We start from the raw sequence: 25,862 nt of genomic DNA, 5'->3' as shown, positions 1-25,862 counted from the left end.
CATGCTAGGAATGTTCAAAGCCGCCGCTGCCGGCGCAGCCATCATTATCGCCAGCCCGCTGCTGGCACAGGACGAATCCCCGGCTCCACAGCCAACCGGTCAAGAGCTTCCGGTCGACCCTGCCCGTCTCACCGCTGCCAAGGTCACGGTCGACTATCTTTTTCCGCTCGGCACCTACGAGCGGATGATGAAGGGCACGATGGACCAGATGATGGACAGCATCATAAGCCAGAGCTTTGACCAGCCGATGGCACAGACCATGAAAGGCATGGGCGTTGACGATCCGGAGCTTGATGATCTGGGTGATGCGTCGATCAATGACATGATGCTGGAAAGAGACCCGCATTTTCGGGAGCGGATGCAGATATCGACCCGGGTCATGACCAACGAGATGGTCGACCTGATGACCAGCATGGAGCCGGCGCTCCGCGAAACACTTGCCAGTATCTACGCCCGGAAATTCACGGCAGACCAACTTGGCGAGATGAATGCCTTTTTCGCCACCGAAACCGGTGGCGCCTTCGCGCGCGATTATATGATGGTCTTTGTCGATCCGGAAATGATGCAATCGATGATGAGCTTTGTGCCGGAGATGATGCAGGCCATGCCCGCGATCATGAAAAAGGTCGAGGAAGCGACCGCCCATCTCCCGCCGGTCGGGGCCGTGTCCTCGGCAAGCCCGGAGGTTGAAGACGAATGACCCACCAATATGCCACTTCCGAACATGAACGGCTCGCCCGCGACGGCATGTACCGGCCGGAATTCGAGAGCGACGCCTGCGGTGTCGGACTGGTTGCGGCGACCGACGGCAAGCCGTCGCGGCGGGTTGTCTCCTCGGCGATTGATGCGCTGAAAGCGGTCTGGCACCGGGGCGCGGTCGATGCCGATGGCAAGACCGGCGACGGGGCCGGCCTGCACGTCGATCTGCCCGAGCGGTTTTTTGATGACGCGATTGCCGACAGCGGCCACAAGGTCCGCCCCAACCGGCTCGCCGTGGGGATGATCTTCCTGCCGCGCACCGACCTCAATGCCCAGGAAATGTGCCGCACCATTGTCGAGGCGGAAATCATCGAATCCGGCTATACGATCTACGGCTGGCGCCAGGTGCCGGTGGATGTCTCGGTGATCGGCCAGAAAGCCCAGAACACCCGCCCCGAGATCGAGCAGATCATGATCGCCGGCCCGATGCCGGACCGGCAGGACGCGCGTGAGTTCGAGAAGAATCTCTATCTCATCCGCCGCCGGATCGAGAAGAAGGTGATCGCGGCGCAGATTCAGGATTTCTACATCTGCAGCCTGTCCTGCCGCTCGATCATCTACAAGGGGCTGTTCCTCGCCGAATCGCTGTCGGTCTTCTATCCCGACCTGACCGACGAACGGTTCGAAAGCCGGGTGGCGATTTTCCACCAGCGCTATTCCACCAATACATTCCCGCAATGGTGGCTGGCCCAGCCGTTCCGCTGTCTCGCCCATAATGGCGAGATCAATACTATCCGCGGCAACAAGAACTGGATGAAGAGCCACGAGATCAAGATGGCGAGCCTCGCCTTTGGTGATCACAGCGAGGATATCAAGCCGGTGATCCCGGCGGGTTCTTCCGACACTGCCGCTCTCGACGCGGTGTTCGAGACCATCTGCCGCTCCGGCCGCGATGCACCGACCGCGAAGATCATGCTGGTCCCCGAAGCCTGGCAGAATAATCCGGATATCGATCCCGCCCATCAGGCGATGTACGAATATATGGCGAGCGTCATGGAGCCGTGGGACGGACCGGCGGCGCTGGCGATGACCGACGGCCACTGGGCCGTTGCCGGGGTCGACCGCAACGCTCTGCGTCCGCTGCGCTATTCGGTCACCGCTGACAATCTGCTGATCATCGGCTCGGAATCCGGCATGGTCGTGGTTCCGGAAAGCCAGGTCATAGAAAAAGGCCGTCTTGGCCCGGGCCAGATGATCGCCGTCGATCTCGACGAAGGCGCCCTGTTCAAGGACCGCGAGCTCAAGGACCGGATCGCGGCGGAAGAGCCCTATGCCGATCTGGTCAAGGGATTCCTGACCGTCGACGATCTGCCGCCCGCTCCGGAAAATTCCGGCATGGGCTATTCCAGGGAAGAACTGATCCGCCGCCAGACCGCGGCCGGCCATACGCTGGAGGACATGGAAATGATCCTCGCGCCGATGGTCGAGGACGCCAAGGAAGCAATCGGCTCGATGGGCGATGATACGCCGCTCGCGGTGATCAGCGTGAAGCCGCGCCAGATCAGCCATTTCTTCAAGCAGAATTTCTCACAGGTCACCAACCCGCCGATCGACAGCCTGCGCGAACGCCATGTGATGAGCCTGCGCACGCGCTTTTCCAACCTCGCCAATATTCTCGAACAGGACAGCCAGAACGAGGACGTGATGGTGCTGGAAAGTCCGGTACTCAGCTGCGCCCTGTGGGAGCGGCTGAAGCTCGGCTTTGGCGACGCAGTGGCGCAGATCGACTGCACCATGAGCACCAGTGGCGGGGCGATCGAGCTGCGCGATGCGCTCGCCCGGATCCGCTCCGAGGCGGAACAGGCGGTGCGGGCCGGCAAGACCGAGATTTTCCTGACCGACGAGGATATTGACGAGGACCGGATGGCCATTTCGATGGTGATCGCGACCGCGGCGGTGCACACGCATCTGGTCCGCAAGGGTCTGCGCTCCTATGCCTCGGTCAACGTCCGCGCGGCCGAATGTCTCGACACCCATTGCTACGCGGTGCTGATCGGTGTCGGCGCGACCACCGTGAACGCCTATATGGCAGAAGCGGCTATTGCCGACCGCCACGCCCGCGGCCTGTTTGGCGAGCTGACGCTGGATGAGTGTCTCGCGCGGCACAAGAAAGCGGTCGACGACGGCCTGCTCAAGATTATGTCGAAAATGGGCATCGCGGTCATCTCCAGCTATCGCGGCGGCTATAATTTCGAAGCCGTGGGCCTGTCCCGCGCATTGTGCAACGATCTCTTCCCCGGCATGCCGACCAAGATTTCCGGCGAAGGCTATGCTTCCCTGTTCATCAATGCGCAGGACAAGCATGAAGCGGCCTTCGAGCCGGCGGTCGTGCGCCTGCCGGTTGGCGGCTTCTATAAGCAGCGCGATGGCGGCGAAGCCCATGCCTATAGCGCGCATATGATGCATCTGCTGCAGACCGCCGTCGCCCAGGACAGCTATTCTTCCTATCTGCAATTTTCGCAGGCGGTGCGCGAAATGGAGCCGATCTATCTGCGCGATCTGATGGAGTTCAACTATGCGCCGGAACCCGTCCCGATCGACGAGGTCGAGGCGATCACCGAAGTCCGCAAGCGGTTCAACACGCCGGGCATGAGCCTCGGCGCGCTCAGCCCGGAAGCGCACGAGACGCTGGCCATCGCAATGAACCGGATCGGCGCGAAATCCGTCTCCGGCGAAGGCGGCGAGGAAATGCGCCGCTACACGCCGTTTGAAAATGGCGACAATGCTTCCAGCCCGATCAAGCAGGTCGCCTCCGGCCGCTTCGGCGTGACCTCCGAATATCTCGGTGCCTGCGAGGAAATCGAGATTAAGGTCGCCCAGGGCGCCAAGCCCGGCGAAGGTGGCCAGCTGCCCGGCTTCAAGGTCACCGAATTTATCGCCAAGCTGCGCCATTCGACGCCTGGCGTCACCCTGATCTCGCCGCCGCCGCATCACGATATCTACTCGATCGAGGATCTCGCCCAGCTGATCTACGATCTCAAGCAGATCAACCCGCGCGCGCAGGTCTGCGTCAAGCTGGTCTCCTCGGCCGGTATCGGCACGATTGCTGCCGGCGTGGCCAAGGCCCATGCCGATGTCATCCTGATCTCCGGCAATACCGGCGGCACCGGCGCGTCGCCGCAAACCTCGATCAAGTTCGCCGGCACGCCGTGGGAAATGGGCCTGACCGAAGCCAATCAGGTGCTCACCCTCAACGGCCTGCGCCACCGGGTGAAGCTCCGCACCGATGGCGGGCTGAAGACCGGCCGCGATATCGTCATCGCCGCGATCCTCGGCGCCGAGGAATTCGGCATCGGCACGCTCAGCCTGGTCGCGATGGGCTGCATCATGGTCCGCCAGTGCCACAGCAACACATGCCCGGTCGGCGTCTGCGTGCAGGATGAAAAGCTGCGCCAGAAATTCACCGGCACGCCGGAAAAGGTGATCAATCTGATGACCTATATGGCCGAGGAAGTGCGCGAGATCCTGGCGCGCCTCGGCTATCGCTCGCTCAACGAGATTATCGGCCGCACCGAACTCTTGCGTCAGGTCAGCCGTGGCGCGGAGCATCTTGACGATCTCGACCTCAACCCGATCCTCGCCAAGGTCGACGCGCGCGACGACCAGCGCAGCTTCAACATCGACACGCCGCGCAACGAAGTCCCGGACAGTCTCGACGCGGAAATGATCGACGACGCGAAGCCGGTGTTCGAGCGGCGCGAGAAAATGCAGCTCACCTATACGGTGCGCAACACCCATCGCGCGGTCGGCACGCGCTTCTCCGCCGAGATTACCGCAAAATATGGCATGCGCAGCCTCAACGAGGATCATGTCCATATCCGCCTGCGCGGATCCGCCGGCCAGTCGCTCGGTGCCTTCCTCTGTCAGGGGATCACGCTGGAAGTGTTCGGCGATTCCAATGACTATGTCGGCAAGGGCCTGTGCGGCGGCAAGATCGTCGTCCGCCCGATGGTGAGCTCGCCGCTGTTGAGCCAGGACAATACGATCATCGGCAACACCGTGCTCTACGGCGCCACCGCCGGGCAACTCTACGCCGCCGGCCAAGCGGGCGAACGGTTCGCCGTGCGCAATAGTGGCGCGGACGTGGTTGTCGAGGGCTGCGGCGCCAATGGCTGCGAATATATGACCGGCGGCAACGCTGTCATCCTGGGCCCGGTCGGCAGCAATTTCGGCGCCGGCATGACCGGCGGCATGGCCTTCGTTCTCGATATCCAAGACGATTTCGAAAAGCAGGCCAATGGCGAGAGCATCATCTGGCAACGACTCGACAGCAGCTATTGGGAAGCGCATCTGCGGTCGCTGATCGAGCGGCATCAGCAGACCACCGACAGCAACTGGTCGGAAGCGATATTGCGCGACTGGGACCGCTGGCGGGATCGCTTCTGGCAGGTCTGCCCGAAGGAAATGGTCAGCCGGATCGCGCATCCGCTGTCGGATGGTGAAGCCATTGAGGCAGCCGAGTGAGTTGATCCGGCGGGAAACCGTCTCGCCATTTACCCGCCTGACTAGCCTGCACCAAGGTTACAATTGTTTACCAAGCAATTTTCGTTGCACCAGCAGAGTTCGGACCGGTACGACCGATCCTGATATTTTCGATTTTATCGAATGAGGGAAGGCCCGAAAGACGCGATCTCCGCGCAGATTGCGGTACTTGTTTCGCAAGTGCAGGCCATGATCGGGACAATGAATCATCTGATGGAACAGACTGAATAACCATGCGTAGCTTTCACTGCAGGACATTGTGGGAAACCTGCATCAAAGCTCTTCCCCAAAACTCTATTCGGGCCTAACACCAATATCATGTGGCAGTTGTACCAATTCCCTCTTTGTCCGTTTTCGCGCAAAGTCCGCTTGCTGCTGGGCGAGAAGTCGGTCGGCTACGAGCTTGTCCGCGAATCACCATGGGAACAGCGCGACGAATTTCTGTCGATGAACCCGACCGGCCGGACCCCGGTGATGAAACATGGAGAGCGCGACATCCATCTGGTCGATAGCGTCGCCATCTGCGAATATATCGAGGAAACGGTCGAGAAGGCCCCGATGATCAACGGCACAGCGGTCAACCGGGCCGAGATCCGGCGTCTGGTCGCCTGGTTCGACGAGCAATTTTACGGCGACGTCACCGCGCCGATGCTGCACGAACGGATGCACAAACGACTGGTCCGGCGCGAGCCGCCCGACGCCAAGGTTCTGCGGGAGGCGATGCGCCGAGCGAATTCGCATCTCGACTATGTCGACTATCTGATCGACCATCGCAGCTGGCTGGCCGGGGCTACGATGAGCCTCGCCGACCTTGCGGCAGCCGCCCAGATTTCGGTTGCGGATTATCTCGGGACGATTGACTGGACCGGTCACGAGCAGACCAAGGCCTGGTACAGCATGTTCAAGTCTCGCCCGTCCTTTCGACCCTTGTTGTCCGAACGGATGGAAGTGATCGCCCCGCCGCCGCATTATGAAAAAGTGGATTTTTGACGCGCCACGGAATGCGATAGCGTTCCGCAGCGTCAACCCCGGACTTGATCCGGGGTCTGGTTACGACAACCCTAAAGCGTTTTGATCATCAACACCTTGTCCATGCCCGGCGCAAAGCCGTCTTTTTCCCGGCCGGTTTCGACAAATCCGAATTTTGCGAAAAAGGGCGCGATCCGTGGCGTGGTGGATAGGTCAGCTGCGCTAAAGTCGCCGGACCTGACAATTTCCTGCAGCCGGTGCTCGGTCAGCAGTCGTCCAAGTCCGTCGCCGTGGAGCGCTTGATCGACCATGCCCCAGGTAAAGCGCGCCTGCCCCCGCCCTTCTCTGGCAAAGCCACCGCAACCGACAATCCGCCCGTCCTTTTCGATGCAGAAATACTGCCCTTTCGGCCGGTCGAGAAATTCGACAAACAGGTGACGCTCGGTCGGATCGAAAAAATCCGGGACATTGCTGTCAAACAGGGCAAGGCAGGCGTTCTTGTCGGCAATGGCATAGGGCCGGACTTCGACCATCAGGCTTTGACGACAGTCATCAGATAGTTGAGCGCCAGATTGTCGGACAGTGCAAAACCTTTCGACGGACTGTAGGACAGGCCGCGGGTGTCCACGACCTCGAGGCCGGCGTTGTTGAGCAGCGTCTCCAGCTCTTCCGGCGTGATAAACTGTTCGTGATGGTGGGTCCCGCGCGGAATCTGCCCGGTCCGTTCGGCCAGCTCGACCAGCAACAGGTTGGAAAGCGCCGTGCGATTGGGAGTCGAGAGGATCATCAGCCCGTCATCGGCCAGCGACCCGGCCAGACCGTTGACGAAAGCCTGCGGGTCATCGACATGTTCGATCACCTCCAGCGAGGTCACCAGATCGAAATCCTTGCCTGCAAAATCCTCGATTGCCTCGTTGCGATAATCGATATCCAGCCCCTGCGGACCGGCATGGGCCTTCGCCACGGCGATATTCTCCGCTGCAGCATCCAGGCCGGTCACGCGCGCGCCCAGTCTCGCCAGCGGTTCGCAGAGCAGGCCCGCACCGCAGCCGACATCCAGCGCTGCCTTGCCGGCAAGCGGTCTCAGCAGGCTGGAGTCGCAATGGAAATGCAGGTCGATGGCGTCACGGATATAGGACAGTCTGACAGGATTCAGCCGGTGCAACATGGCCGAAGTGCCTTTCGGGTCCCACCAGTCTGCGGCCAGCGCCCCGAAATGTGCGGCTTCTTCGGGCTTGATCGTGCTACTTGCCTTTGTCATGCCGCCTCTTTATCAGGCTTTTCAATCCTGTTCAGGCCCTTTTTATCGAAAGTTTTAGCGACAGCAGCATGGCACGCATAGTGATGAAATTCGGCGGCACCTCGATGGCCGGAATTGAACGTATCCGCCGGGTGGCGCAGATCGTCAAACAACAGTCCGACGCCGGTCACGAAGTCGCGGTGGTGGTCTCCGCCATGGCCGGCGACACCGACCGGCTGGTCAATTTCTGCCGCGAGGCCAGCTCGCTATACGATCCGGCCGAATATGACGTGGTCGTGGCCTCCGGCGAACAAGTGACTTCGGGCCTGCTCGCCATCGCCTTGCAATCCTTGGGCGCCAAGGCACGCAGCTGGCTCGGCTGGCAAATGCCGATCCATACGATCGAAGCGCACAGCAAGGCGCGGATCGATTCGATCGACGCAACGGCGCTGACCACGGCCATGCAGAGCGGCGAAATCGCGATTATCCCCGGCTTTCAGGGCGTTAGCGACAATGGCCGGATCACCACGCTGGGACGCGGCGGATCCGATACCAGCGCGGTTGCCATGGCGGCCGCGGTCAAGGCTGACCGCTGCGACATCTATACCGACGTCGATGGCGTCTATACGTCCGATCCCCGGATCGTGACCCGGGCGCGCAAACTGAAAACCGTGACCTTCGAGGAAATGCTCGAACTGGCGAGCGTCGGGGCAAAGGTCTTGCAGACCCGCTCGGTCGGACTGGCGATGAAGGAAGGCGTGCGCATCCAGGTGCTGTCCTCCTTCACCGACGAAAATACCAACTGGACCGCCGACGACCTGCCCGGAACAATGATTATCAGCGAAGACGAAATGGAGACGGACGATATGGAAGGCCAATTGATTACCGGCATCGCCCACGACAAGAATGAATCCAAAATTACCCTGACCCGTGTCCCCGACAAGCCCGGCGCGGTCGCCAATATCTTCGCGCCGCTCGCCGATGCCGCGATCAATGTCGATATGATCATCCAGAATGTCGGCCGCGAGAAAGGCGAGACCGACGTGACCTTCACCGTCCCCAGCGCCGACCTCGACCAGGCGATGCAGGTGCTGGAAGGCGCCCGCGAGGGCATCGGTTTCAACCGCCTGATCCCCGACAGCAATGTCGCCAAGATTTCGGTCGTCGGCGTCGGCATGAAAAGCCATGCCGGCATTGCCGCCACCATGTTCAAGGCACTGGCCGAGCGCGGCGTCAATATCCAGGCGATCACCACCTCGGAAATCAAGGTCAGCGTGCTGATCGAGGAAGATTATACCGAACTGGCGCTACGCGTGTTGCACACGGCTTATGGGCTGGATGCAGAGGATGCGGCCTGAAGCCAAACGGACCAAATCCGGCGCGGCATCGCACGCGAAACCAAAATTTGTGAATAAGGATCTTTTATCTTGAGCGATCTCCAAAGCCTGATGCAGCGCGGCACCGATTTTCTTGGCTGCGACACCGCGATCATGTGCGGGGCGATGTCCTGGGTATCGGAACGCAATCTGGTCAGCGCGATTTCCAACGCCGGCGGCTTTGGCGTGATCGCCTGCGGCGCGATGACCCCGGATCTGCTCGACACCGAGATTGCCGAGACGAAAAAACGCACCGACAAGCCGTTTGGCGTCAATCTGATCACCATGCATCCCGACCTGATGGAGCTGATTGCCATTTGCGGCAAGCATCAGGTCAGCCATGTCGTGCTGGCCGGTGGCCTGCCGCCCAAGGGCAGCCTGGAAGCAATCAAGGAGACCGGCGCGAAGGTTATCTGCTTTGCACCCGCGATGGCGCTGGCCAAGAAATTCGTCCGTTCCGGCGTCGATGCTATCGTTATTGAAGGCATGGAAGCCGGTGGCCATATCGGACCGGTATCAACCTCGGTACTGGCGCAGGAAATATTGCCGGAAATCGCCGATCAGGTGCCGGTCTTCGTTGCCGGCGGCATCGGCACGGGTGACATGATCGCCGCCTATCTCGAAATGGGGGCCAGCGGCGTCCAGCTCGGCACGCGCTTTGTCTGCGCCCATGAATCGATTGCCCATCCGGATTTCAAGAAAGCCTTCATTCGCGGCAACGCCCGCGACGCGATTACCAGCGTCCAGGTCGATCCACGGCTGCCGGTGATCCCGGTCCGCGCGCTGAAAAACAAGGGCACCGAAGAATTTACCCGCAAGCAGATCGAAGTCGCCAAACTGTTGGATTCGGGCGAGATAGAAATGGGCGAAGCGCAGCTACAAATTGAACATTTTTGGGCAGGAGCGCTCCGAAAAGCGGTCATAGATGGCGATATTGAACATGGAAGTGTCATGGCCGGGCAATCTGTCGGCATGGTCAAGACCGAGGAATCCGTGGCCGAAATTATCAAATCTTTGATCGAACAGGCCGAAACCGCTCTGGCCCGCTAGGTCAGAATGGTGCTGCATCACGCATCATCTGTCTTGCTTCGATAACACAGTTCGGCCATATCAGTCCCATGGCCGAACATGCTTCCAATTCTTCCAGTTCCGATCCCGCCACCGCGCCGGACTCCGTTCTGTCGCCCAGCTATAATCAAGGTCTGACGCCGCTCCATCCGCCGCATGAGAATCTGCTCCGGACCCAGATGATCCTGCGCGCGCTGATCCTGCTGATCCTCGCATCGGTCGCCGAAACGTTGATCTATATGCACCACGAGATGCCGGCGGGATTGGTCCTGATCCCTGCCGCGGTCCTTGCCTTACTGACGGTCGCTATCCTGCCGCACCGCATCTACCGCCGCTGGGGCTATGACATGGGTGACGCCCAATTGCGGGTGCTCCGCGGCTATCTCTGGCGCACCGACACGATAGTCCCGTTCAACCGGATCCAGCATATCGATGTCGCGCAAGGCCCGTTGCAGCGTTTCTTCGGCCTCTCGACCCTGATCGTGCACACCGCCGGAACGCATAACAGTATCGTCACCTTGCCCGGCCTGGCCACCGCCGATGCCGAGGAAATGCGCGACACGATCAAGGGCCATATCCGCCAAGACATGATATGAACGAGGCCGCAGACACATCGCCAGCGCAGGACAGCGCGCCGTTCCGGCACCTGCACCCGCTCAGCATCATACTGAAATCGTTGTCGATGATCGGACGGAATATTGTCGCTATTGCGGTGCTCCACTTCAGCCTGTTCGACCAGAATATCGCCTATACGATGCTTGCGGCATTGGCACTGGTGGCGCTTGTCACCGGGGTGACCACGCTGATCTGGTCGCGCTTTACCTATCAGGTTACCGAACGCGAAATCCGGATCAAGAGCGGCCTGCTCAACCGCAACAACCGCTCGATTCCCTTTGACCGCATTCAGGATGTCAGCCTCGAACAGAAGCTGCCCCATCGCCTGCTCCGCCTTGCGACGGTCGCGCTGGAAACCGGTTCGGGTGGCGGCGAGGATGGCCAGCTGGAAGCCCTGACACGGTCCGATGCAGAAGAGCTTCGCGACACGATCAGAGATTACAAGGCCGGCCGGAGCGCGGACTCGCCACGCTCGATCGAAGAGCATGCCACCGAAGAACCCCCCCCGCTGTTCGCAATGGACAACCGCCGAATTTTCATCGCGGGACTGTTCAACTTCTCCTTTGTGCTGCTCGCCATTCTGGGTGCCCTCGCGCAAAATCTCGACTTCCTGCTCCCCGGCGACTTTTTCGATCCGCGCAACTGGTTCAATGCTCTGTCCAATCAGAAGATCATCGACGGGCTGAGCTTCTGGATGCGGGTCGCGGGTGTTCTGGGCGCCATTTTCTCGCTGATCATCGTCGGATTTGTCAGCGGGATCATTCGCACATTCATCCGCGAATATGGCTTCCGCCTGGACCGGGTCGACAGCGGGCAAGCCGGCTTCCGGCGGCGGCGCGGTCTTTTCACCCTGACCGACATGGTCATGCCGATCCACCGGGTCCAGGCAGCGATCATCCAGACCGGACCGGTGCGCCAGCGTTATGGCTGGTATCATCTGAAATTCAAGTCGCTCGCCGGTGACGCCAGCGGAGAGACCGACCATAGCGCCGCCCCTTGCGCGACCGGCCCAGAGATCGACGCAATTCTGGGCCAGTGCAATATCTCTCCACCAGCAGAGGACGTGGAATTTCATCCGGTCAACCCTGCCCTCTGGTGGCGCCGCGCAATCCTGATCTGCTTTGCTTCCGCCGCCCTTGCCGCCGTGACGGCATCCGCCGTTCATCCGGCTTTTTCTACGCTCCTGCTGCTGGCCATTCCGGTCAGCTTCATCCTGTTTCTCAACTGGCGACAGCATCAATATGCGCTGAGCGACGGCCAGCTCGTCGTCCGGTCCGGATGGTGGCGCCGCAGATTGACGGTGCTACCGCTCAGCAAGATCCAGACGGTTGATGTCGGCCAAACGCCATGGGATCATCCGCTAGATCTCGCCACAATCATCATCGGTATCGCCGGCGGGTCAGCGATTGCACCGTTGACCATACGGGCTATTGGCCTGGATCGGGCGAGCGATCTCCGCCGCCAGTTGCTCAGCCGAACAGCCAGCCGCCCAACATGCGGTTGAAGGGAAAGGTGAAAAAGCCACCGACCAGACCCATCCCAGCCGCCGGTCCCCGCGCGGCCGCCACAGCATGACGGGGGTAGGCAGCAGGACAAGACTGATCGAGACTATATGGACCCAGACCGACTAGGAAATTTGCGCCCACTGGTCCTGTCCTCGTAGGACAGCGGCGATTACGCCTAGCATCAGAATGATCGCCAATATTCCTAGCACGCGGTCAAATCCATAGGGCAGAAGAAGTTGCCTGTGCCCACGCGACCGATTAGTCTCTGCTTTTATGAAAATGACAATCTCCGTCAGTTCTGGCGACTATATGAAGGGGAAGAAGATGCGCAAGTTGATATTGGCCATGGGAACGGCGGCGACTGTGGCGTTCGCAACACCGGCTATCGCCCAGCAGGATCCCGGATTGAAAGATATTGTAGACGCCTATTGGGCCTATCAGCTGGAACAATATCCCGAATTTGCCTCCTCGCTCGGGGTCGATGATCCTGTCGGCCGGGTCAGCGATGCCAGTCTGGAGGCGGAAGACAGGCGCGTGGCCAAGGCAAAGGCCTGGCTCGCGCAACTCGACGCGATCGACACGGCGACATTAAGCGAGGATGACAAGACCAACTACGGGATATTGCGCCGCTCGCTGGCTGAGCAGATTGAAGCGAACAGCTATGGCCAGCGCACCATCAACTTCACCAATCGTGGCGGCTGGCACCAGAATTTTGCCAGCATGCAGAACAATCTGCCATTCCGCAACGCGCAGGACTATCAGACCTATATCAACCGGCTGAAGCAATATGCCAAGATCAATGACCAGTCGATTGCAGTTGCCAACCAGGCCCTTGCCGGCGGCTATGTCCAGCCTTGTGTGTCGATGGTCGGTTACGAAAAAAGCATCTCCGGTCTGATCACGGATGATCCGCGCGAATCTCGTTTTTTCGAACCGTTTAAACGCAAAGTGCCGGACGGCATGGACCCCGAAGTTTTTGAAGGCTTGGCGGGAAGCGCCATGGTCACCATCAGCGCGCTGATCAATCCTGCCATAAAGAAGCATCTCGACTGGTATATGGAAGACTATGCCCCGAATTGCGCCAAGGCACCGGGCGTCTCGGCACAACCCGGCGGCGCGGAATATTATGATTTCCGCATCCGCCAAATGACGACCACGGACAAGTCGGCCGACGAGATCCACAATATCGGCCTGAGCGAAGTGGCGCGAATCCGCGCCGAGATGGTCGAGGTGGCCAAAGAGGCCGGCTATGATAGCAGCGATGCCTTTATCGAGCATCTCCGCACTGATCCGCAATATTACGCCAAGACGCCGGAAGAGCTGATGGAGAAGGTCGCCCGCGTGACCAAGATGATCGATGGCAAAATGCCTTCGATCATCGGCAAGCTGGCGCGCCTGCCCTACGGTATCAAGGAAATCCCTGCCGAAACCGCTGAAGGCACAACCACCGCTTACTATAATCCCGGTTCGCCCGATGTCGGGATTGCCGGCTATTATTATGTCAACACGTCGAAGCTCGACCAGCGGCCTTTCTGGGAAATTCCAGCGCTGAGCGTGCACGAGGCAGTGCCCGGTCACCATCAGCAAATCGCGTTGCAGCAGGAACTCGATATGCCCGACTTCCGCAAACATGGTGCCTTTTTCACCGCCTTTGTCGAAGGCTGGGGCCTCTATTCGGAGCGGCTTGGTATCGAGATGGACCTTTACGACACGCCCGCCAAGAATATGGGACGGCTGTCCTATGAAATGTGGCGGGCCTGCCGGCTGGTCGTCGATACCGGCATTCACAGCAAGGGCTGGAGCAAGCAGCAAGCGATCGATTTCATGACCGACAATACCGCGCTCAGCGAGGCCAATATCGAGGCCGAGGTAAACCGCTATATCAGCTGGCCTGGCCAGGCTCTGGCCTATAAAATGGGCGAACTGAAAATCCGCGAATTACGCGCGAAAGCGACGAGCGAACTGGGCGCAAAATTTGACCTGAGGGAATTTCACGACGTGGTACTGGGACAGGGTGCGGTGCCGCTCGACATGCTCGAAGCGCAGGTGAACCGCTGGATTGAAGCCCGGAAGGCTAGCTAGTCATTCATCATCCGGACCGGGGGTTTCATCCGCCCCCGGTGGCACGGCAAGATCATTGGTGGCTTCCAGCGCATCCGCATCCCTTGCATCAAGCCGATCTCTGGCGGCCTCGGCGGCGGCTTCACGCGCTTCCCGCTGGGCTTCGATTTCCAGCAAGCGCTCTTCCACCGCTTCGGCTTCGGAGTCGATTCGCGACAGGCGCTTCTGACGTTCCTCCTCGATCAACTGACCCCAGTTGACCGTGTCATCAATGCCCTTCTCGGCATAGGCCTGACGCAATAATTCTTGCGTACATCCGGTGAAGCCGCCCGCGCCGGTCGGCGAACAGCTGCTGGTGCCGGAAGCGCCGACATATTCGTAGGATCTGACGCGTTCCGACCAGGCCTGATTCTTGGCATCGCCAAGACTGCCGCTTCTCAATGTTTCAGGGATGCGGTAGCGTTCTCCCTCGTCCTTGCGCGCACAGACAACAATCTCGTCTTCGCTGCTCTGGGGACAGGGGTCATCGCCGTAGATAACCAGTTGATTGACCCGGTCTCCTGCCTGATCCTGCGCCTGCGCCGGTACGGCGGACAAAGCGGTAGCGGAGAGCACAGCACAGGAGAGCAAAAAATTCTTCATCATATCGTTCCTTTGTTCACACCCGCCTGAACCGGTGCTGAAGCGGTCTACGCTCCCTAGATTCGTTTCGACAATCCTATCGCTACCCGGCAACCCAGCCGGATAGCCGCGCTCAACACCGGATAGCCGGGCGTATCTTCCGCCCCCGATGCAATCGCTGTTGCCTTATGCTCCAATTCCTCTTCGCGAAACTCCGCAATCTTACTGGTCAGTTCGGGTTCGCTTTCGGCCTGGAGCGTATCGAGCTGTTCCTGATAATGTTTGTCTATCTCGGTTTCGACCGCCGCCGTACAGGCCATTGCCGCACGCGGCCCCATGGCGGCGGTGGTCGCGCCCAGCGCATAGCCGGCCACTTTCCAGAAGGGCTGCAAAATTGTGGGCCTCACGCCGCGCTCGGTAATCATCTGGTCAAAAGCATCGAGATGCCGCTGCTCCTGTTCCGCCATATGGTGGATTTCACTGCTTTGCGGCGCATGGTCGCCCATCACCGCCAGCTGGCCCCTATAAATTTGCGCCGCGCCATATTCCCCGGCCTGATTGACCCGGATCATCGACGCGATATCCGCTCTCGTCTGTCCCAATTTTGTCTCAGACATGGCCTGCATCCTTTCGCCGCTTGGCTAGCATAACCAAAATGAGAACGGCACCGCTTGCGGACAAGAGGAAATTGAATCCGGCCAGCGAAATATCGAACAGCGTCCAGGGCGCAACGTCACAACGCGTCAGCGGCGCATTCATGATCGAATCCAGCATATCGCCACCGGTCGGCACATTGGTCGCGCAGGAGGTCAGTCCTTCCCACCAGCCATATTCGACTCCGGCATGATATCCGCCGATCAGGCCGCTGACCAATATCGCGATTGCAGCGGCAATCACGAGAAAAAGCGCTGCCGATCTGTCGCGCAATATCAACGCAAGCACAGCAAGAATGATGGCAGCGAGATGCGGCCATCTTTGCCACATGCACATCTCGCAGGGGTAGAGACCAAAGCCATATTGGCCAATCAGTGCGCCGCCGAGCAATGCCGCCGGCAGCAGGAACGCCAACAAGGCAGCGTTGCGGAAACTTGCCATCCTTCGGCCCTAGTTTTTCGCGACCAGAGTTTTCTTGGCAGGCTTTTTCGCCGCCTTGTTGATCGCCATTTTCAGTCCGTCGGGTCCGAGGCGGCCAATGGTCTGCAACGCATAATGCAACTGGAAATCTTCCACGCCCTGCTCTTTCAGCTCCTCGGCCGTCTGGGTGAAGCGGGGATCATCCTTGCTGTCTTCCTCAAGCACTTCGTCTTCCAACTTGATCTCGTTGACCAGATGGCGGCGCAAGTCGGATTCGCGGAACCGCGGACGGGTCTTGTAATCCGGGTCGGACAATTGCGGCACATTGATATCCGGTTCGATCCCGCCTTCCTGCACCGATTTGCCCGATGGCGTATAATAGCGCGCCGTGGTCAGCCGCAGCGCACTGTCATTGGATAGCGGCAGCAAGGTCTGCACCGATCCCTTGCCGAAGCTGCGCTCACCCATCACCAGCGCGCGATGATGGTCCTGCAAGGCACCGGCAACGATTTCGGAAGCCGACGCGGAACCGGCGTCGATCAGTACAATCACCGGCAGCCCGCCAGCGGCATCGCCACTCTTGGCAAAATAGCGTTCGATATCGGATTTTTCGCGTCCCCGTTGCGACACGATTTCGCCGCGCGACAGAAAAACATCGGAAACCGACACCGCTTCGTCAAGCAGTCCGCCCGGGTTGGAGCGCAGATCCAGCACATAGCCGAGTGGCTTCTTGCCCAGCGACTGGTCGATACCGGCAATCGCGGCAGCAACATCGGCACCGGTGTCATTGGAGAAACTGTTGATGCTGATCACGCCGATCTGGTCCCGGACTTCCCAGGTAACCGGCTTGAGATCGATAATCGCGCGCTTCATGGAAACATCGAACGGCTTGTCGCGGCCGGGGCGGACAATCGTGATGGTGATCGGTTCGCCGGGCTTGCCGCGCATTTCATCGACCGCTTCATCCAGCGTGCCACCGTAAATCAGTTCGCCATCAATATGGGTAATATAGTCGCCCGCCTTGACACCCGCCTTGTCGGCAGGCGTGTCCTTGAACGGAGCGATGACCTTCACCGCACCGTCTTCCAGCGTCACCGAGAGACCGAGGCCACCATAATTCCCATCGGTCTGGGTCCGCAGATTTTCAAAATCCCGGGCGCCGAGAAAACTGCTGTGCGGGTCAAGGCTGGCCAGCATGCCTTCGATGGCACCCTTGATCAGATCGGCATCGTCAACCTGGTCGACATAGTCGTTCCGCACCCGCTCAAAGACGCTCATGAACTGTTCCATTTCGCGATAGGTATTTGCGTCGACGGCCGAAATTGCAGAAGTTGTCGCGGGCAAAAGCGCGACGGTCAGCACAAGAGCGGCGGCTTGCAAAACGGGCTTTTTCATCAATAATGTCCTGTCGGTCTAAATCGGCGCCAAATATAGGCTGGAATCGTCCGTAAAGCAAAGCAGCTTAACCAATAATGACGGAAGCGTTCGACCAACGACGCTTTTTGTGTCCTTGAGTCCTTTTTCAGCCAATCAGCGCGGCAATATCGATCGGTCTGCCATTGCGCCGCAGCTCAATAGTGACTGTCGGATCATCGGAACCCGACCGCCCGACCGGAGCGCCCTGCCCCACCCGGTCGCCGACCGCTAAACCGCTCGACACCATATTGGTGATCAGGCTGGTCCAGCCGCCGTCATGTTCGATGATCAATATATTGCCATAGCCCCGGTAGCGCCCGGAATAGGCCACCCGGCCGGCTGCCGGCGCCACAATCTGCGCGCCGGGATCGACAGCAATGGTAAGCCCACGCGAGCGATAGCCGCTATCCGATATCTCGCCGAGGCCGGTGACAATATCTCCAATCACCGGCAAGCGATAAGCACTGGCAAGGTCGCCCTCCGGCGAAGCCTGGTCGACCGGTGGCTCCTCACCCTGGCCGGGCCGCAGCACGGGGCCTTCCAGACCAGCCAGTGATTCGCGCACCGCTCCGCTTTCGCGTATCCGGTCCATCAGGTCCAATATGTCGCGCGCCTCCTCGCCAAGCGCCAGCGCCTGATCCTGCTCGATCCCGGCATCATCGGAAAATCGCTGGGCTTCTATCCGTTCACTGGCCTCGAGACTGGCCAGTTGCCGCCGCCTTTCGGTCAGCCGACGCTGGCTTTCGTCGAGCGAGGCAAGCGCCCGGGCCGCCTGCTGCCGAAGCGCTTCACCCTGCCTGACCTCGTCGCGCAGGCTGGCGGTCCGCCTTTCAATTTCGGGCATCACCGCAGAAAGGATCGAGCGCATGTAGATAAGCTCGTCAAGCGACCGCGGCTCCACCAAGGCAAGTGCGGTCGGTTTGCGGGTCATCATCTGCAACGCTGCCGTCAGTCGGATCATTGGCCCCTGTTTTTCCGCCAGCCGGGTACGCTGGCGCTGCTGGAGCTTGGTGACAATGGCAATACGGGTACGGGCGGCTCTGATATCAGCCTCTGCGGACTGGATGCGGGCAGCGAGAGCAGCGGCTTCAGCGGCGATCCGGTCGGCATCATTGCTGGCCGCATCGGCCTGGCGACGCAGGGCCGCAGCCCGCTGGCGGGCACGCTCGGACTGTTCGCGTGCGGCCAGCAGGCTGCGTTGCTGTTCGGAAAGGCTGGGCCCGGAGGACTGCGCAGAAAGCAGCGCGGCACCGGTAGTGGCAAGGCCGAGAAAGACGATCAGGGCAAAGACAGCACGTATCATCTTGCTCATCCTTCCCGGTGATAGGGATGACCGGCGATGATAGCGGTGGCCCGGAACAGTTGCTCTGCCAGCATCGCCCGCGCCATCATATGCGGCCAGGTCGCCTTGCCGAAGGAAAAGAAATGGTCTGCGCTGGCGCGTTCGTCCGCGCTCAGGCCGTCTGCGGCACCGATAAGGAACCGCGCTTCGCGCGTGCCATCATCACGCCAGGTGGACAGCAGGTTGGCAAATTTCTTCGACGTCCAGTTTTCACCGGTCTCGTCCATGGCGATGATTCTGGTTACGCCCTGCAGTTTCGGCATCTTGCCGCCCTGATCCGGAAGCTCGCTGATCTTCACATCCCAGCCGATCCGTTTCACATAGCGGTCGACAAGCTCCGCTTCCGGACTGCGGCCGATCTTGCCGCGGGCGACGATATGCAGCCTCATCGCCCGGCTATATCAGGCTTCGGCGACTTCCGCCGCATCGCCTTCCTCGTCGACAGCCCACATCCGTTCCAGATTGTAGAAACTGCGGACTTCCGGCCGGAACAGATGCACGATCACGTCGCCAGCATCAATCAATACCCAGTCGGCATTGGCAAGGCCTTCGATTCGCGCGGTGCCGCCCGCTTTTTTTACGCGCTCGGCAAGCTTCTGGGCAATCGCTGCGACCTGCCTGGTCGAACGCCCTTCGGCGATCACCATATGGTCTGCAATATTGCTTTTGCCGGCCAGCGCTATGGACACAACATCCTGCGCCTGATCATCGTCGAGCGATTTCATGACAAGCGCGTGGAGCGCGTCTGATTCGGCCTTTCCTTCCTTGGAAGTGGCAGATTTCAGAGCTTTTACCTTCGGTTTCGTCAACTTAAATCCTAATCTTCTGGGCCAATCAGCCGGTGTGTCACCGCGTCGCGGACGCGGCGATCATCATATTGCTGATGCCAATGGGGCCGGGCCATCCGGATCGCGGTGGCCGAGCGTGGGTCGGGACGATAGCGCAGGAATGTCAGCGCCGGCGTACTCCAGTTGGTCCAGTTACGACGCTGGCGCGCGGGGTGGACGAAGCGCCGCAGCCAGGCCATTGCGGGAGCCGCAAAAGCATCGTCATCATAGCCGGGTCTCGAAATAACTGCAATCGGCAATAATCGGGCGATCTTTCGCCAGTCCTTCCAGCGATGGAATTGCGCCAGATTGTCCGCTCCCATGATCCAGACAAACTGCCGTTTCGGATAGCGGCGCACCAGTTTGCGCAGCGTGTCGTAAGTATAGCGCGTGCCCAGGTCCTGTTCGATGGCCGTCGGTTTGATCCTGCTGCGGCGCGCCATTTTCCGGGCCGAAGCCAGCCGCGCATGCAGCGGCGCCATGTCTCGGGCCCCTTCTTTCAGCGGATTGCCCGGCGAGACCAGCCACCAATATTCGTCCAGGTCCAGTTCTTCGACGGCAAACAGGCTGATCGAGCGGTGCGCGCCATGAGCCGGATTGAATGATCCGCCGAGCAGGCCGGTGGTCTTCACCGAATCCCACTCAAGGCCGTATCTGCCCGGTACCGCGTACCACCCATTTATAAGTCGTCAGTCCCTCCAGAGCCACCGGACCACGCGCGTGCAGCCTTCCGGTAGAAATGCCGATTTCCGCGCCCAGACCGAATTCGCCACCATCGGCAAACTGGCTAGAGGCATTGTGCATCACGATCGCGCTGTCGGCCCGCAGGATGAACCGTTCGGCCAGATCGGCATCTTCGGTGACGATGACGTCGGTATGATGCGAACCATGTTCGGCAATATGCGCCAGCGCCTCGTCGACGCCGTTGACCATCGCGACCGACAATATCGGCGCGAGATATTCGGTGTCCCAGTCCGGAGCTTCTGCCGAGACGATCCGCTCGTCCAGTTCAAGAATGCTGTCGTCGCCGCGCAGTTCGCAGCCAGCGTCGAGCAACGCGCGCACCAGCGGGCCGGGCGCGGGATAATCCTGATCAATCAGCAAGGTTTCCATGGCGCCGCAAATGCCGGTGCGCCGCATCTTCGCATTTACGGCAATGGCAATCGCTTTGTCCTGAGCCGCGTCCTTGCCGATATAGCTGTGGTTGATACCGTCAAGATGCGCCAGCACCGGCACCCGGGCTTCATCCTGCACCCGCTTGACCAGCGACTTGCCACCCCGCGGAATAATAATATCGATCAGGCCACTGGCCTTCAGCATGGCGCCCACCGCAGCGCGGTCGGTGGTCTGGACCAGCTGGATCGCATCGGCCGGAAGCCCCGCTTCGACAACGCCCGCCGCCATGGCTTCGAAAATCGCCCGATTGCTGTTGATCGCCTCTGACCCGCCGCGCAAGATGACAGCATTGCCGGACCGCAGCGTCAGCGCTGCCGCATCGGCGGTCACATTGGGGCGGCTTTCGTAAATAATGCCGATAACGCCCAGGGGAACCCGGATCCGTTCCATCACCAAGCCATTGGGTCGCTCGGTGCGATCGATGGTCTGCCCGACCGGATCGGGCAGGTCCGCAACCTGCTCCACTGCAGACGCAATGGCTTCAAGCCGGCCTTCATCGATCATCAGACGATCGATCATGGCAGCACTCAGTTCCCGTTCCCGGGCGCTTTCCACATCGCGCTGATTGGCGGCCAATATGGTCTGTTGATTGGCGCGCAGATGACGCGCAGCCGCTTTCAGGGCGGCAGATTTCTGGGCATCGCTTACGCCGGTCAGCTTCGAGAATGCAGCCCGTGCCTTGCGGCCCATGTCGGTGATCAGTTTTGCAGATTCAGTCATAGAGGGGCTGCTAGCATGGCGGCGGCGGCAATTTAACCCACAATCGCCACATATTCCGGCAAGAAAAATTTGTCCCGGAGCAACAGTCCGTTCCCGCGAATCGCCTTTTCTGCAGACATATCAGACGATATCGTGCAATTCATCGTATGACTCGTTCGACTCGTCACGAGTCGGCCCGCTGTGAGTCGCCAGCCCGGCTACCCTCTGCTAGCGAACCATCGGGGATTACGAATAGCTACGGCGGGTCATGCACAAACAAAATACCGGAAAAGGGCTAAAAGCCCGGCTGGACCATATGTTTACGGATCGCGAATTTTTCATGCGATCGCACGGACAGGTCCGTTTTCTGACGATTTCGGCAAGATTGCAGAAACGTCTCTTCTATACTGTCGCGGCGGCGCTGATATTCTGGCTTCTGGTCACGCTGGCCATGATGGTCAATCAACTGACGGTGACAAGCGAACGCATGGCGCTTGCCCAGAAAGAAGCCGAGGTCAACAGCACCGAAAGCCGGGTCGCCAGTTACAAGGCTTCGATTGAAGATGTTGCTGCCGATCTCAAGCAACGGCAGGATGTTCTCGACCAGATGACCGAGCAGTTTGTCGGCGAGCAGACGGAGGCCGCCGAAACAGCGGCCCAGAAACAGGCCGATGAGCAACTATTCGAAAACACCCGCAAGATCAGCGCCGCCTTCCCCGAAGCAGCGCGGCTGGCCGAACTGGAAGCCCGGCAGATAAAATTCGCCCGGCGCCTCACCATGGCCGCAATCCAGCGCACCAAGCAAGCCGAGGAAGCGATCCGCAAATTTGGCCTGAATCCCGAGAAACTGACCAAGAATTCCATGGCAGCCATGGGTGGTCCGCTGATTCCCTTTTTCAGCAACAAGGACCAGCAACTGCACCCGACGCTCGAACGGCTCAATCTGGCGCTGCAGCGGATGGACGCACTGGAGCGGACGCTGATCGCGATTCCGTCTGGCAAGCCTTCCAGCACGGGAATGATATCGAGCAGCTATGGCTATCGTCGCGACCCGTTTACCGGCGGCGGCGCGATGCACAGCGGCATTGATTTCAAGGGGCCTCGCGGCCTTCCGATCCTCGCGGCCGCCGGCGGCAAGGTCACCCATGCCGGATGGAAATCCGGCTATGGCAAGACGGTGGAAATCACGCATGGCAACGGCCTCATGACCCGTTATGCGCATTTATCGAAGATCGGCGTAACCACCGGCCAGAAGATTGAACAGGGAATTCAACTGGGGGCTATGGGAAGCACCGGGCGTTCGACCGGCACCCATCTGCATTTCGAGGTGCGGCTAAACGGACGCGCCATCAACCCCCGACCATTTTTAGAGGCGAATAGTGATGTTCTCAAGATCAAAGCCATCGCGCGACAGCGCGCCAGCTCACCGAAACGCACCGAGTCAGGCGCCGACCGTGGCTAGAAGCAGCGGCAGCAGCGGGTCGAGTTTCTCGATCATCGGCGACGGTATCGTCATCACCGGCAATATCGAATCGAAGGTCGATCTGCATATCGACGGAGAAGTCATCGGCGACGTCAAATGCCTGTCGCTGGTCCAGGGCCCGTCAAGCAAGATCAAGGGCGCGATTGTTGCCCAGAATGCCAGCCTGTCCGGCGCGGTCGAGGGGTCGATTGACGCTGGCGACCTGGCCATTGCCTCCACCGCCCGTATCGGCGGTGACGTCACCTATGAAAATGTGACGATAGAGCAGGGTGGCCATGTCGACGGCAAGTTCAAGCATCGCAGCAGCAAATCGCCAAATCTTGCCAAGTCGACAGTGGACGTGAAAGAAATGGCCATTCCACTGGAGCTGACTTCGGACGATCGGGCGGCCTGACGGCGATACCCTCGCATTGCCATTCTGCCCGTTCTCGCGATTGCGCGGCCAGCATCAGTTGCGCGGCGCCTGTCTCCGATAGCTGAGCGCTTCGGCCACATGAATTCGGCCAATATCCGCTGCGCCGGCTAGATCGGCGATGGTGCGGGATACGCGCAACACTCTGGTATAACCGCGCGCGGTTAGTCGCATCGCTTCCGCCGCCTGCCCTAGCAACGCCTGTCCGGGCTCGTCGGGCGTCGCATATATTTGCAGCGTCTCACCGTCTATCTCGCTGTTGGTCCGAGCGTCCAGATCGAGATAGCGCTGACTCTGGATCGATCTGGCCCGGGCGACCCGCACGGCCACGCAGTCCGAACCCTCGGCCGGTGCAGGCATGGTCAGATCAGCGGCAGACAGGGCTTCCACTTCGATGTGCAGATCGATCCGGTCGAGCAACGGTCCGGAGACCTTGGCCTGATAGTCGGCCGCGCAACGTGGTGCCCGTGAACAGGCCAGCGCGGCATCGCCGAGATGGCCGCAACGGCACGGGTTCATCGCCGCGATCATCTGGATGCGGGCCGGAAAGGTGACATGGGCATTGGCCCGGGCAACGCTGACCTCCCCGGTTTCGAGCGGTTGCCGCAGCGAATCAAGCACCGCTCGCTGGAATTCCGGCAATTCGTCGAGAAACAGAACGCCGAGATGGGCCATGCTGACTTCTCCCGGTCGCACCTTCAGCCCGCCACCGACCAGCGCCGCCATCGATGCGCTGTGATGCGGAGCACGAAAGGGCCTCTGGCGCGACATCTGGCCACCTTCCAGCGTGCCGGCCACCGATGCCACCATCGACACTTCCAGCGCTTCGGACGGGGAAAGCGGCGGTAATATGCCGGGCAGACAGGAGGCGAGCAGCGACTTGCCCGATCCCGGAGGGCCGTTCATCAGCCTATTATAGCTGATTAATTTATGATATACGTTAAATCGATGAACAAAGCATACTCATACATCAGAATGTCGACAAAAGAGCAGCTCAAGGGAGATTCAGCTGCCCGGCAATATCGCGATACAGTGAAATACGCCGAAGACAATAATCTGGAAATTCAGGATATCATTAATGATATCGGGGTCTCTGCGTTTCGAAGCGCCAACGCGAAAAATGGCAAACTGTCACTCTTTCTCACAGCAATAGAAGAAGGGAAAATTGATACCGGAAGTTTTCTGATACTTGAGTCTTTGGATCGACTTTCAAGAGCTGATGCTTTGCAAGCGTTCGATCTGCTCAAAAAGATCATTGATGGCGGCATCACAGTTGTTACGCTTGCAGACGGTCAAAAGTATTCTCAGGATTCAATTGAGAATTTTCCGCAAGTGCTATTTTTAGCGCTTGGCTCAATGATGCGAGCACACGATGAATCTAAAGTAAAATCGAAGCGGATGAGATCCGCATGGGAAGGAAAGCGAAAGGCTATTCAGTCTGGGAAAGTAACTAAGCAACGAATTCCTGGCTGGCTGTCATATTCATCTGATCTGACAAAAATCCAACCCATCAGTGATCGGGTAGAATTGCTACAAGAAATCTTTTCTCTCTCTAGCAATGGTTGGGGAGCCTATTCCATCGCTACCAAGCTAAATGAACGGCAAGAAAAACCTTGGGGCTCTGGCCGTATTTGGCACGAATCGTATATTAAGAAGTTGCTTTCCAACAGGTCTGTCCTAGGTGAATTTCAGCCTATGAGATTTGCTGTCGTAAAGGACAAACGAATTAAAGTCCCAGACGGCGACGAGGTGCCAAACTACTATCCGAGGGTAATCAGTGATGAGCTTTTCAGAGCTTCCAAACTGGCTATCGCAAATCGCAAGATAAGTGGCTCCGGCCGAAAAGGAACTGAAAACAGAAATATCTTCAGTGGTCTCCTGCGCTGTCGATGTGGCGCTGGGATGAGATACATAAACAAGGGTGAGGGTCCCAAAGGGGGGCAATACATCCAATGCTCGGTCAGCTTGATGAAGGGGAAATGTAAGGCTCCCTCTTGGCGGTACTCGGACCTAGAGCCAGCCATTATTGAAGCTATCAAATCGATCGATTTTGAAGCGATCTTGAATGACACATCATCGGTGACAAAGACAGGCAACCTGAAATCAATCAACGCTGAGTTGGATCGACAAATCGAGTCCGTTAACAAACAGATTAATAATTTCGTTTCTGCGATTGGAATGGGAAACGCCCCCTTACCTAATCTGGTGAAAAAATTGACGGAATCTGAAAAGCAACAGGCCGAACTGGAACAAGCAAAAAAACTAAATGAAGCAGAACTGAATCAACTGGAGAAATTTCAAGATCAACGTTTTGCCGATGCGCGCGATGAGCTGATTGAAAAGCTGAAACGAGACCAATCTAGCTCTGAAAATGTTATGCTACGGAAAAAACTTGCCGCTGAAATGCGTCTGTTGATCGATCATATTACGATCACCCCGACTTCCCACGAGCCGATTGAACTAATGAATGGCAATCCCGAATGGTTCGCATCTTTCAACCGATCTTATAGAAATTTCGAAAAGCTATGTCATCGATTCTCGTTTGAAATCAACCTACGTTACCACAACGGGTCGATACACAAATTTGATCCATTAATTTGGCAATTTTTGCCATTTGAATCATCGGCGGAATTCGAGTTGTCCAAGAAGCAATGGGGATTGCCGAAGTCGTAAACCGGTCATTCACCGGTGTCTGCTTCGCGCCCCAGAGTCGGTCATAAATGTAAGCTGTCAACAT

22 protein-coding genes and 1 pseudogene are annotated in these 25,862 nt (G+C 59.0%); 11 read left to right on the top strand and 12 right to left on the bottom strand.

Going from position 1 to position 25,862, the window contains the following annotated elements:
- Position 1 precedes the first annotated feature (1 nt).
- The 3 genes from ACHZCJ_RS12425 to ACHZCJ_RS12415 all read left to right on the top strand — a co-directional run bounded on the left by ACHZCJ_RS12425 (position 2) and on the right by ACHZCJ_RS12415 (position 6,231).
- Positions 2-700, top strand: coding sequence for a DUF2059 domain-containing protein (locus ACHZCJ_RS12425; RefSeq protein WP_321326830.1), 699 nt, complete (start codon positions 2-4; stop codon positions 698-700).
- Positions 697-5,223, top strand: a complete 4,527-nt coding sequence (gltB, locus tag ACHZCJ_RS12420) for a glutamate synthase large subunit (RefSeq protein ID WP_321326828.1) — start codon at positions 697-699, stop codon at positions 5,221-5,223. The genes ACHZCJ_RS12425 and gltB overlap by 4 nt, the downstream gene beginning before the upstream one ends.
- Before the next feature lie 336 nt (positions 5,224-5,559).
- Positions 5,560-6,231, top strand: a complete 672-nt coding sequence (locus ACHZCJ_RS12415; RefSeq protein WP_321326826.1) for a glutathione S-transferase family protein — start codon at positions 5,560-5,562, stop codon at positions 6,229-6,231.
- A 71-nt stretch (positions 6,232-6,302) separates the two neighbouring features.
- Here ACHZCJ_RS12415 and ACHZCJ_RS12410 read toward each other — a convergent pair whose 3' ends face one another.
- Both ACHZCJ_RS12410 and ubiG read right to left on the bottom strand, forming a co-directional pair.
- Positions 6,303-6,743 carry a GNAT family N-acetyltransferase gene (locus ACHZCJ_RS12410; protein ID WP_321326824.1) on the bottom strand — a complete coding sequence of 147 codons (441 nt, stop codon included), beginning with the start codon at positions 6,741-6,743 and terminating at the stop codon, positions 6,303-6,305.
- On the bottom strand, positions 6,743-7,471 hold the full coding sequence (ubiG, locus tag ACHZCJ_RS12405) for a bifunctional 2-polyprenyl-6-hydroxyphenol methylase/3-demethylubiquinol 3-O-methyltransferase UbiG (protein WP_321326822.1): 729 nt from the start codon (positions 7,469-7,471) through the stop codon (positions 6,743-6,745). Before ubiG ends, ACHZCJ_RS12410 begins: the two co-directional genes overlap by 1 nt.
- A 68-nt stretch (positions 7,472-7,539) precedes the next feature.
- On the opposite strand from ubiG, the gene ACHZCJ_RS12400 reads away from it, so the two are divergent.
- From ACHZCJ_RS12400 to ACHZCJ_RS12380, 5 genes are all read left to right on the top strand, one after another.
- A complete protein-coding gene (locus ACHZCJ_RS12400) occupies positions 7,540-8,808 on the top strand; it encodes an aspartate kinase (RefSeq protein ID WP_100093282.1) in 1,269 nt (422 codons plus the stop codon).
- A gap of 90 nt (positions 8,809-8,898) precedes the next feature.
- Positions 8,899-9,876: a nitronate monooxygenase gene (locus ACHZCJ_RS12395; RefSeq protein ID WP_321327795.1), complete on the top strand. Its 978-nt coding sequence runs from the start codon at positions 8,899-8,901 to the stop codon at positions 9,874-9,876.
- A gap of 68 nt (positions 9,877-9,944) precedes the next feature.
- A complete protein-coding gene (locus ACHZCJ_RS12390) occupies positions 9,945-10,490 on the top strand; it encodes a PH domain-containing protein (protein WP_321326819.1) in 546 nt (181 codons plus the stop codon).
- A complete protein-coding gene (locus ACHZCJ_RS12385) occupies positions 10,487-12,013 on the top strand; it encodes a PH domain-containing protein (RefSeq protein ID WP_321326816.1) in 1,527 nt (508 codons plus the stop codon). The genes ACHZCJ_RS12390 and ACHZCJ_RS12385 overlap by 4 nt, the downstream gene beginning before the upstream one ends.
- Positions 12,014-12,323: 310 nt before the next feature.
- A complete protein-coding gene (locus ACHZCJ_RS12380; protein ID WP_394700114.1) occupies positions 12,324-14,096 on the top strand; it encodes a DUF885 domain-containing protein in 1,773 nt (590 codons plus the stop codon).
- Here the strand turns inward: ACHZCJ_RS12380 and ACHZCJ_RS12375 are convergent, their stop codons facing one another.
- From ACHZCJ_RS12375 to ACHZCJ_RS12335, 9 genes are all read right to left on the bottom strand, one after another.
- A complete protein-coding gene (locus tag ACHZCJ_RS12375; RefSeq protein WP_394700113.1) occupies positions 14,097-14,720 on the bottom strand; it encodes a hypothetical protein in 624 nt (207 codons plus the stop codon).
- A 53-nt stretch (positions 14,721-14,773) separates the two neighbouring features.
- Positions 14,774-15,313, bottom strand: a complete 540-nt coding sequence (locus ACHZCJ_RS12370) for a demethoxyubiquinone hydroxylase family protein (RefSeq protein ID WP_321326810.1) — start codon at positions 15,311-15,313, stop codon at positions 14,774-14,776.
- Complete coding sequence (locus tag ACHZCJ_RS12365) at positions 15,306-15,791, bottom strand: disulfide bond formation protein B (RefSeq protein WP_321326808.1); 486 nt, start codon at positions 15,789-15,791, stop codon at positions 15,306-15,308. Before ACHZCJ_RS12365 ends, ACHZCJ_RS12370 begins: the two co-directional genes overlap by 8 nt.
- A 9-nt stretch (positions 15,792-15,800) precedes the next feature.
- Complete coding sequence (locus ACHZCJ_RS12360) at positions 15,801-17,165, bottom strand: S41 family peptidase (protein WP_159647177.1); 1,365 nt, start codon at positions 17,163-17,165, stop codon at positions 15,801-15,803.
- A 127-nt stretch (positions 17,166-17,292) separates the two neighbouring features.
- Complete coding sequence (locus ACHZCJ_RS12355; protein WP_321326806.1) at positions 17,293-18,489, bottom strand: peptidoglycan DD-metalloendopeptidase family protein; 1,197 nt, start codon at positions 18,487-18,489, stop codon at positions 17,293-17,295.
- A 5-nt stretch (positions 18,490-18,494) separates the two neighbouring features.
- On the bottom strand, positions 18,495-18,917 hold the full coding sequence (locus ACHZCJ_RS12350) for a 23S rRNA (pseudouridine(1915)-N(3))-methyltransferase RlmH (protein WP_159647173.1): 423 nt from the start codon (positions 18,915-18,917) through the stop codon (positions 18,495-18,497).
- Between the two features lie 12 nt (positions 18,918-18,929).
- Positions 18,930-19,253 carry a ribosome silencing factor gene (rsfS, locus tag ACHZCJ_RS12345; protein ID WP_159648058.1) on the bottom strand — a complete coding sequence of 108 codons (324 nt, stop codon included), beginning with the start codon at positions 19,251-19,253 and terminating at the stop codon, positions 18,930-18,932.
- A gap of 92 nt (positions 19,254-19,345) precedes the next feature.
- Positions 19,346-19,987 carry a nicotinate-nucleotide adenylyltransferase gene (locus tag ACHZCJ_RS12340; protein WP_159647171.1) on the bottom strand — a complete coding sequence of 214 codons (642 nt, stop codon included), beginning with the start codon at positions 19,985-19,987 and terminating at the stop codon, positions 19,346-19,348.
- 10 nt (positions 19,988-19,997) lie between these two features.
- Complete coding sequence (locus ACHZCJ_RS12335; protein ID WP_159647169.1) at positions 19,998-21,251, bottom strand: glutamate-5-semialdehyde dehydrogenase; 1,254 nt, start codon at positions 21,249-21,251, stop codon at positions 19,998-20,000.
- A gap of 247 nt (positions 21,252-21,498) precedes the next feature.
- Between ACHZCJ_RS12335 and ACHZCJ_RS12330 the strand changes: the two genes are divergently transcribed.
- Together ACHZCJ_RS12330 and ACHZCJ_RS12325 are read left to right on the top strand one after the other, a co-directional pair.
- Entirely contained in the window at positions 21,499-22,692 is a 1,194-nt protein-coding gene (locus ACHZCJ_RS12330; RefSeq protein WP_321326802.1) for a peptidoglycan DD-metalloendopeptidase family protein, read from the top strand.
- Complete coding sequence (locus ACHZCJ_RS12325) at positions 22,685-23,107, top strand: polymer-forming cytoskeletal protein (RefSeq protein WP_236554039.1); 423 nt, start codon at positions 22,685-22,687, stop codon at positions 23,105-23,107. The genes ACHZCJ_RS12330 and ACHZCJ_RS12325 overlap by 8 nt, the downstream gene beginning before the upstream one ends.
- Before the next feature lie 54 nt (positions 23,108-23,161).
- Here ACHZCJ_RS12325 and ACHZCJ_RS12320 read toward each other — a convergent pair.
- Positions 23,162-24,043 (bottom strand): annotated as a pseudogene (locus ACHZCJ_RS12320) (YifB family Mg chelatase-like AAA ATPase); the annotation flags it as partial.
- A 30-nt stretch (positions 24,044-24,073) separates the two neighbouring features.
- On the opposite strand from ACHZCJ_RS12320, the gene ACHZCJ_RS12315 reads away from it, so the two are divergent.
- Positions 24,074-25,798, top strand: coding sequence for a recombinase family protein (locus tag ACHZCJ_RS12315; RefSeq protein WP_321326799.1), 1,725 nt, complete (start codon positions 24,074-24,076; stop codon positions 25,796-25,798).
- Positions 25,799-25,862 lie beyond the last annotated feature (64 nt).

Origin of the sequence: uncultured Parasphingorhabdus sp., assembly GCF_963677535.2 — a bacterium.
GTDB lineage: Bacteria > Pseudomonadota > Alphaproteobacteria > Sphingomonadales > Sphingomonadaceae > Parasphingorhabdus.
The sequence above is the reverse complement of the archived record's forward strand: the minus strand, read 5'-3'. Positions and strand labels throughout refer to the sequence as shown.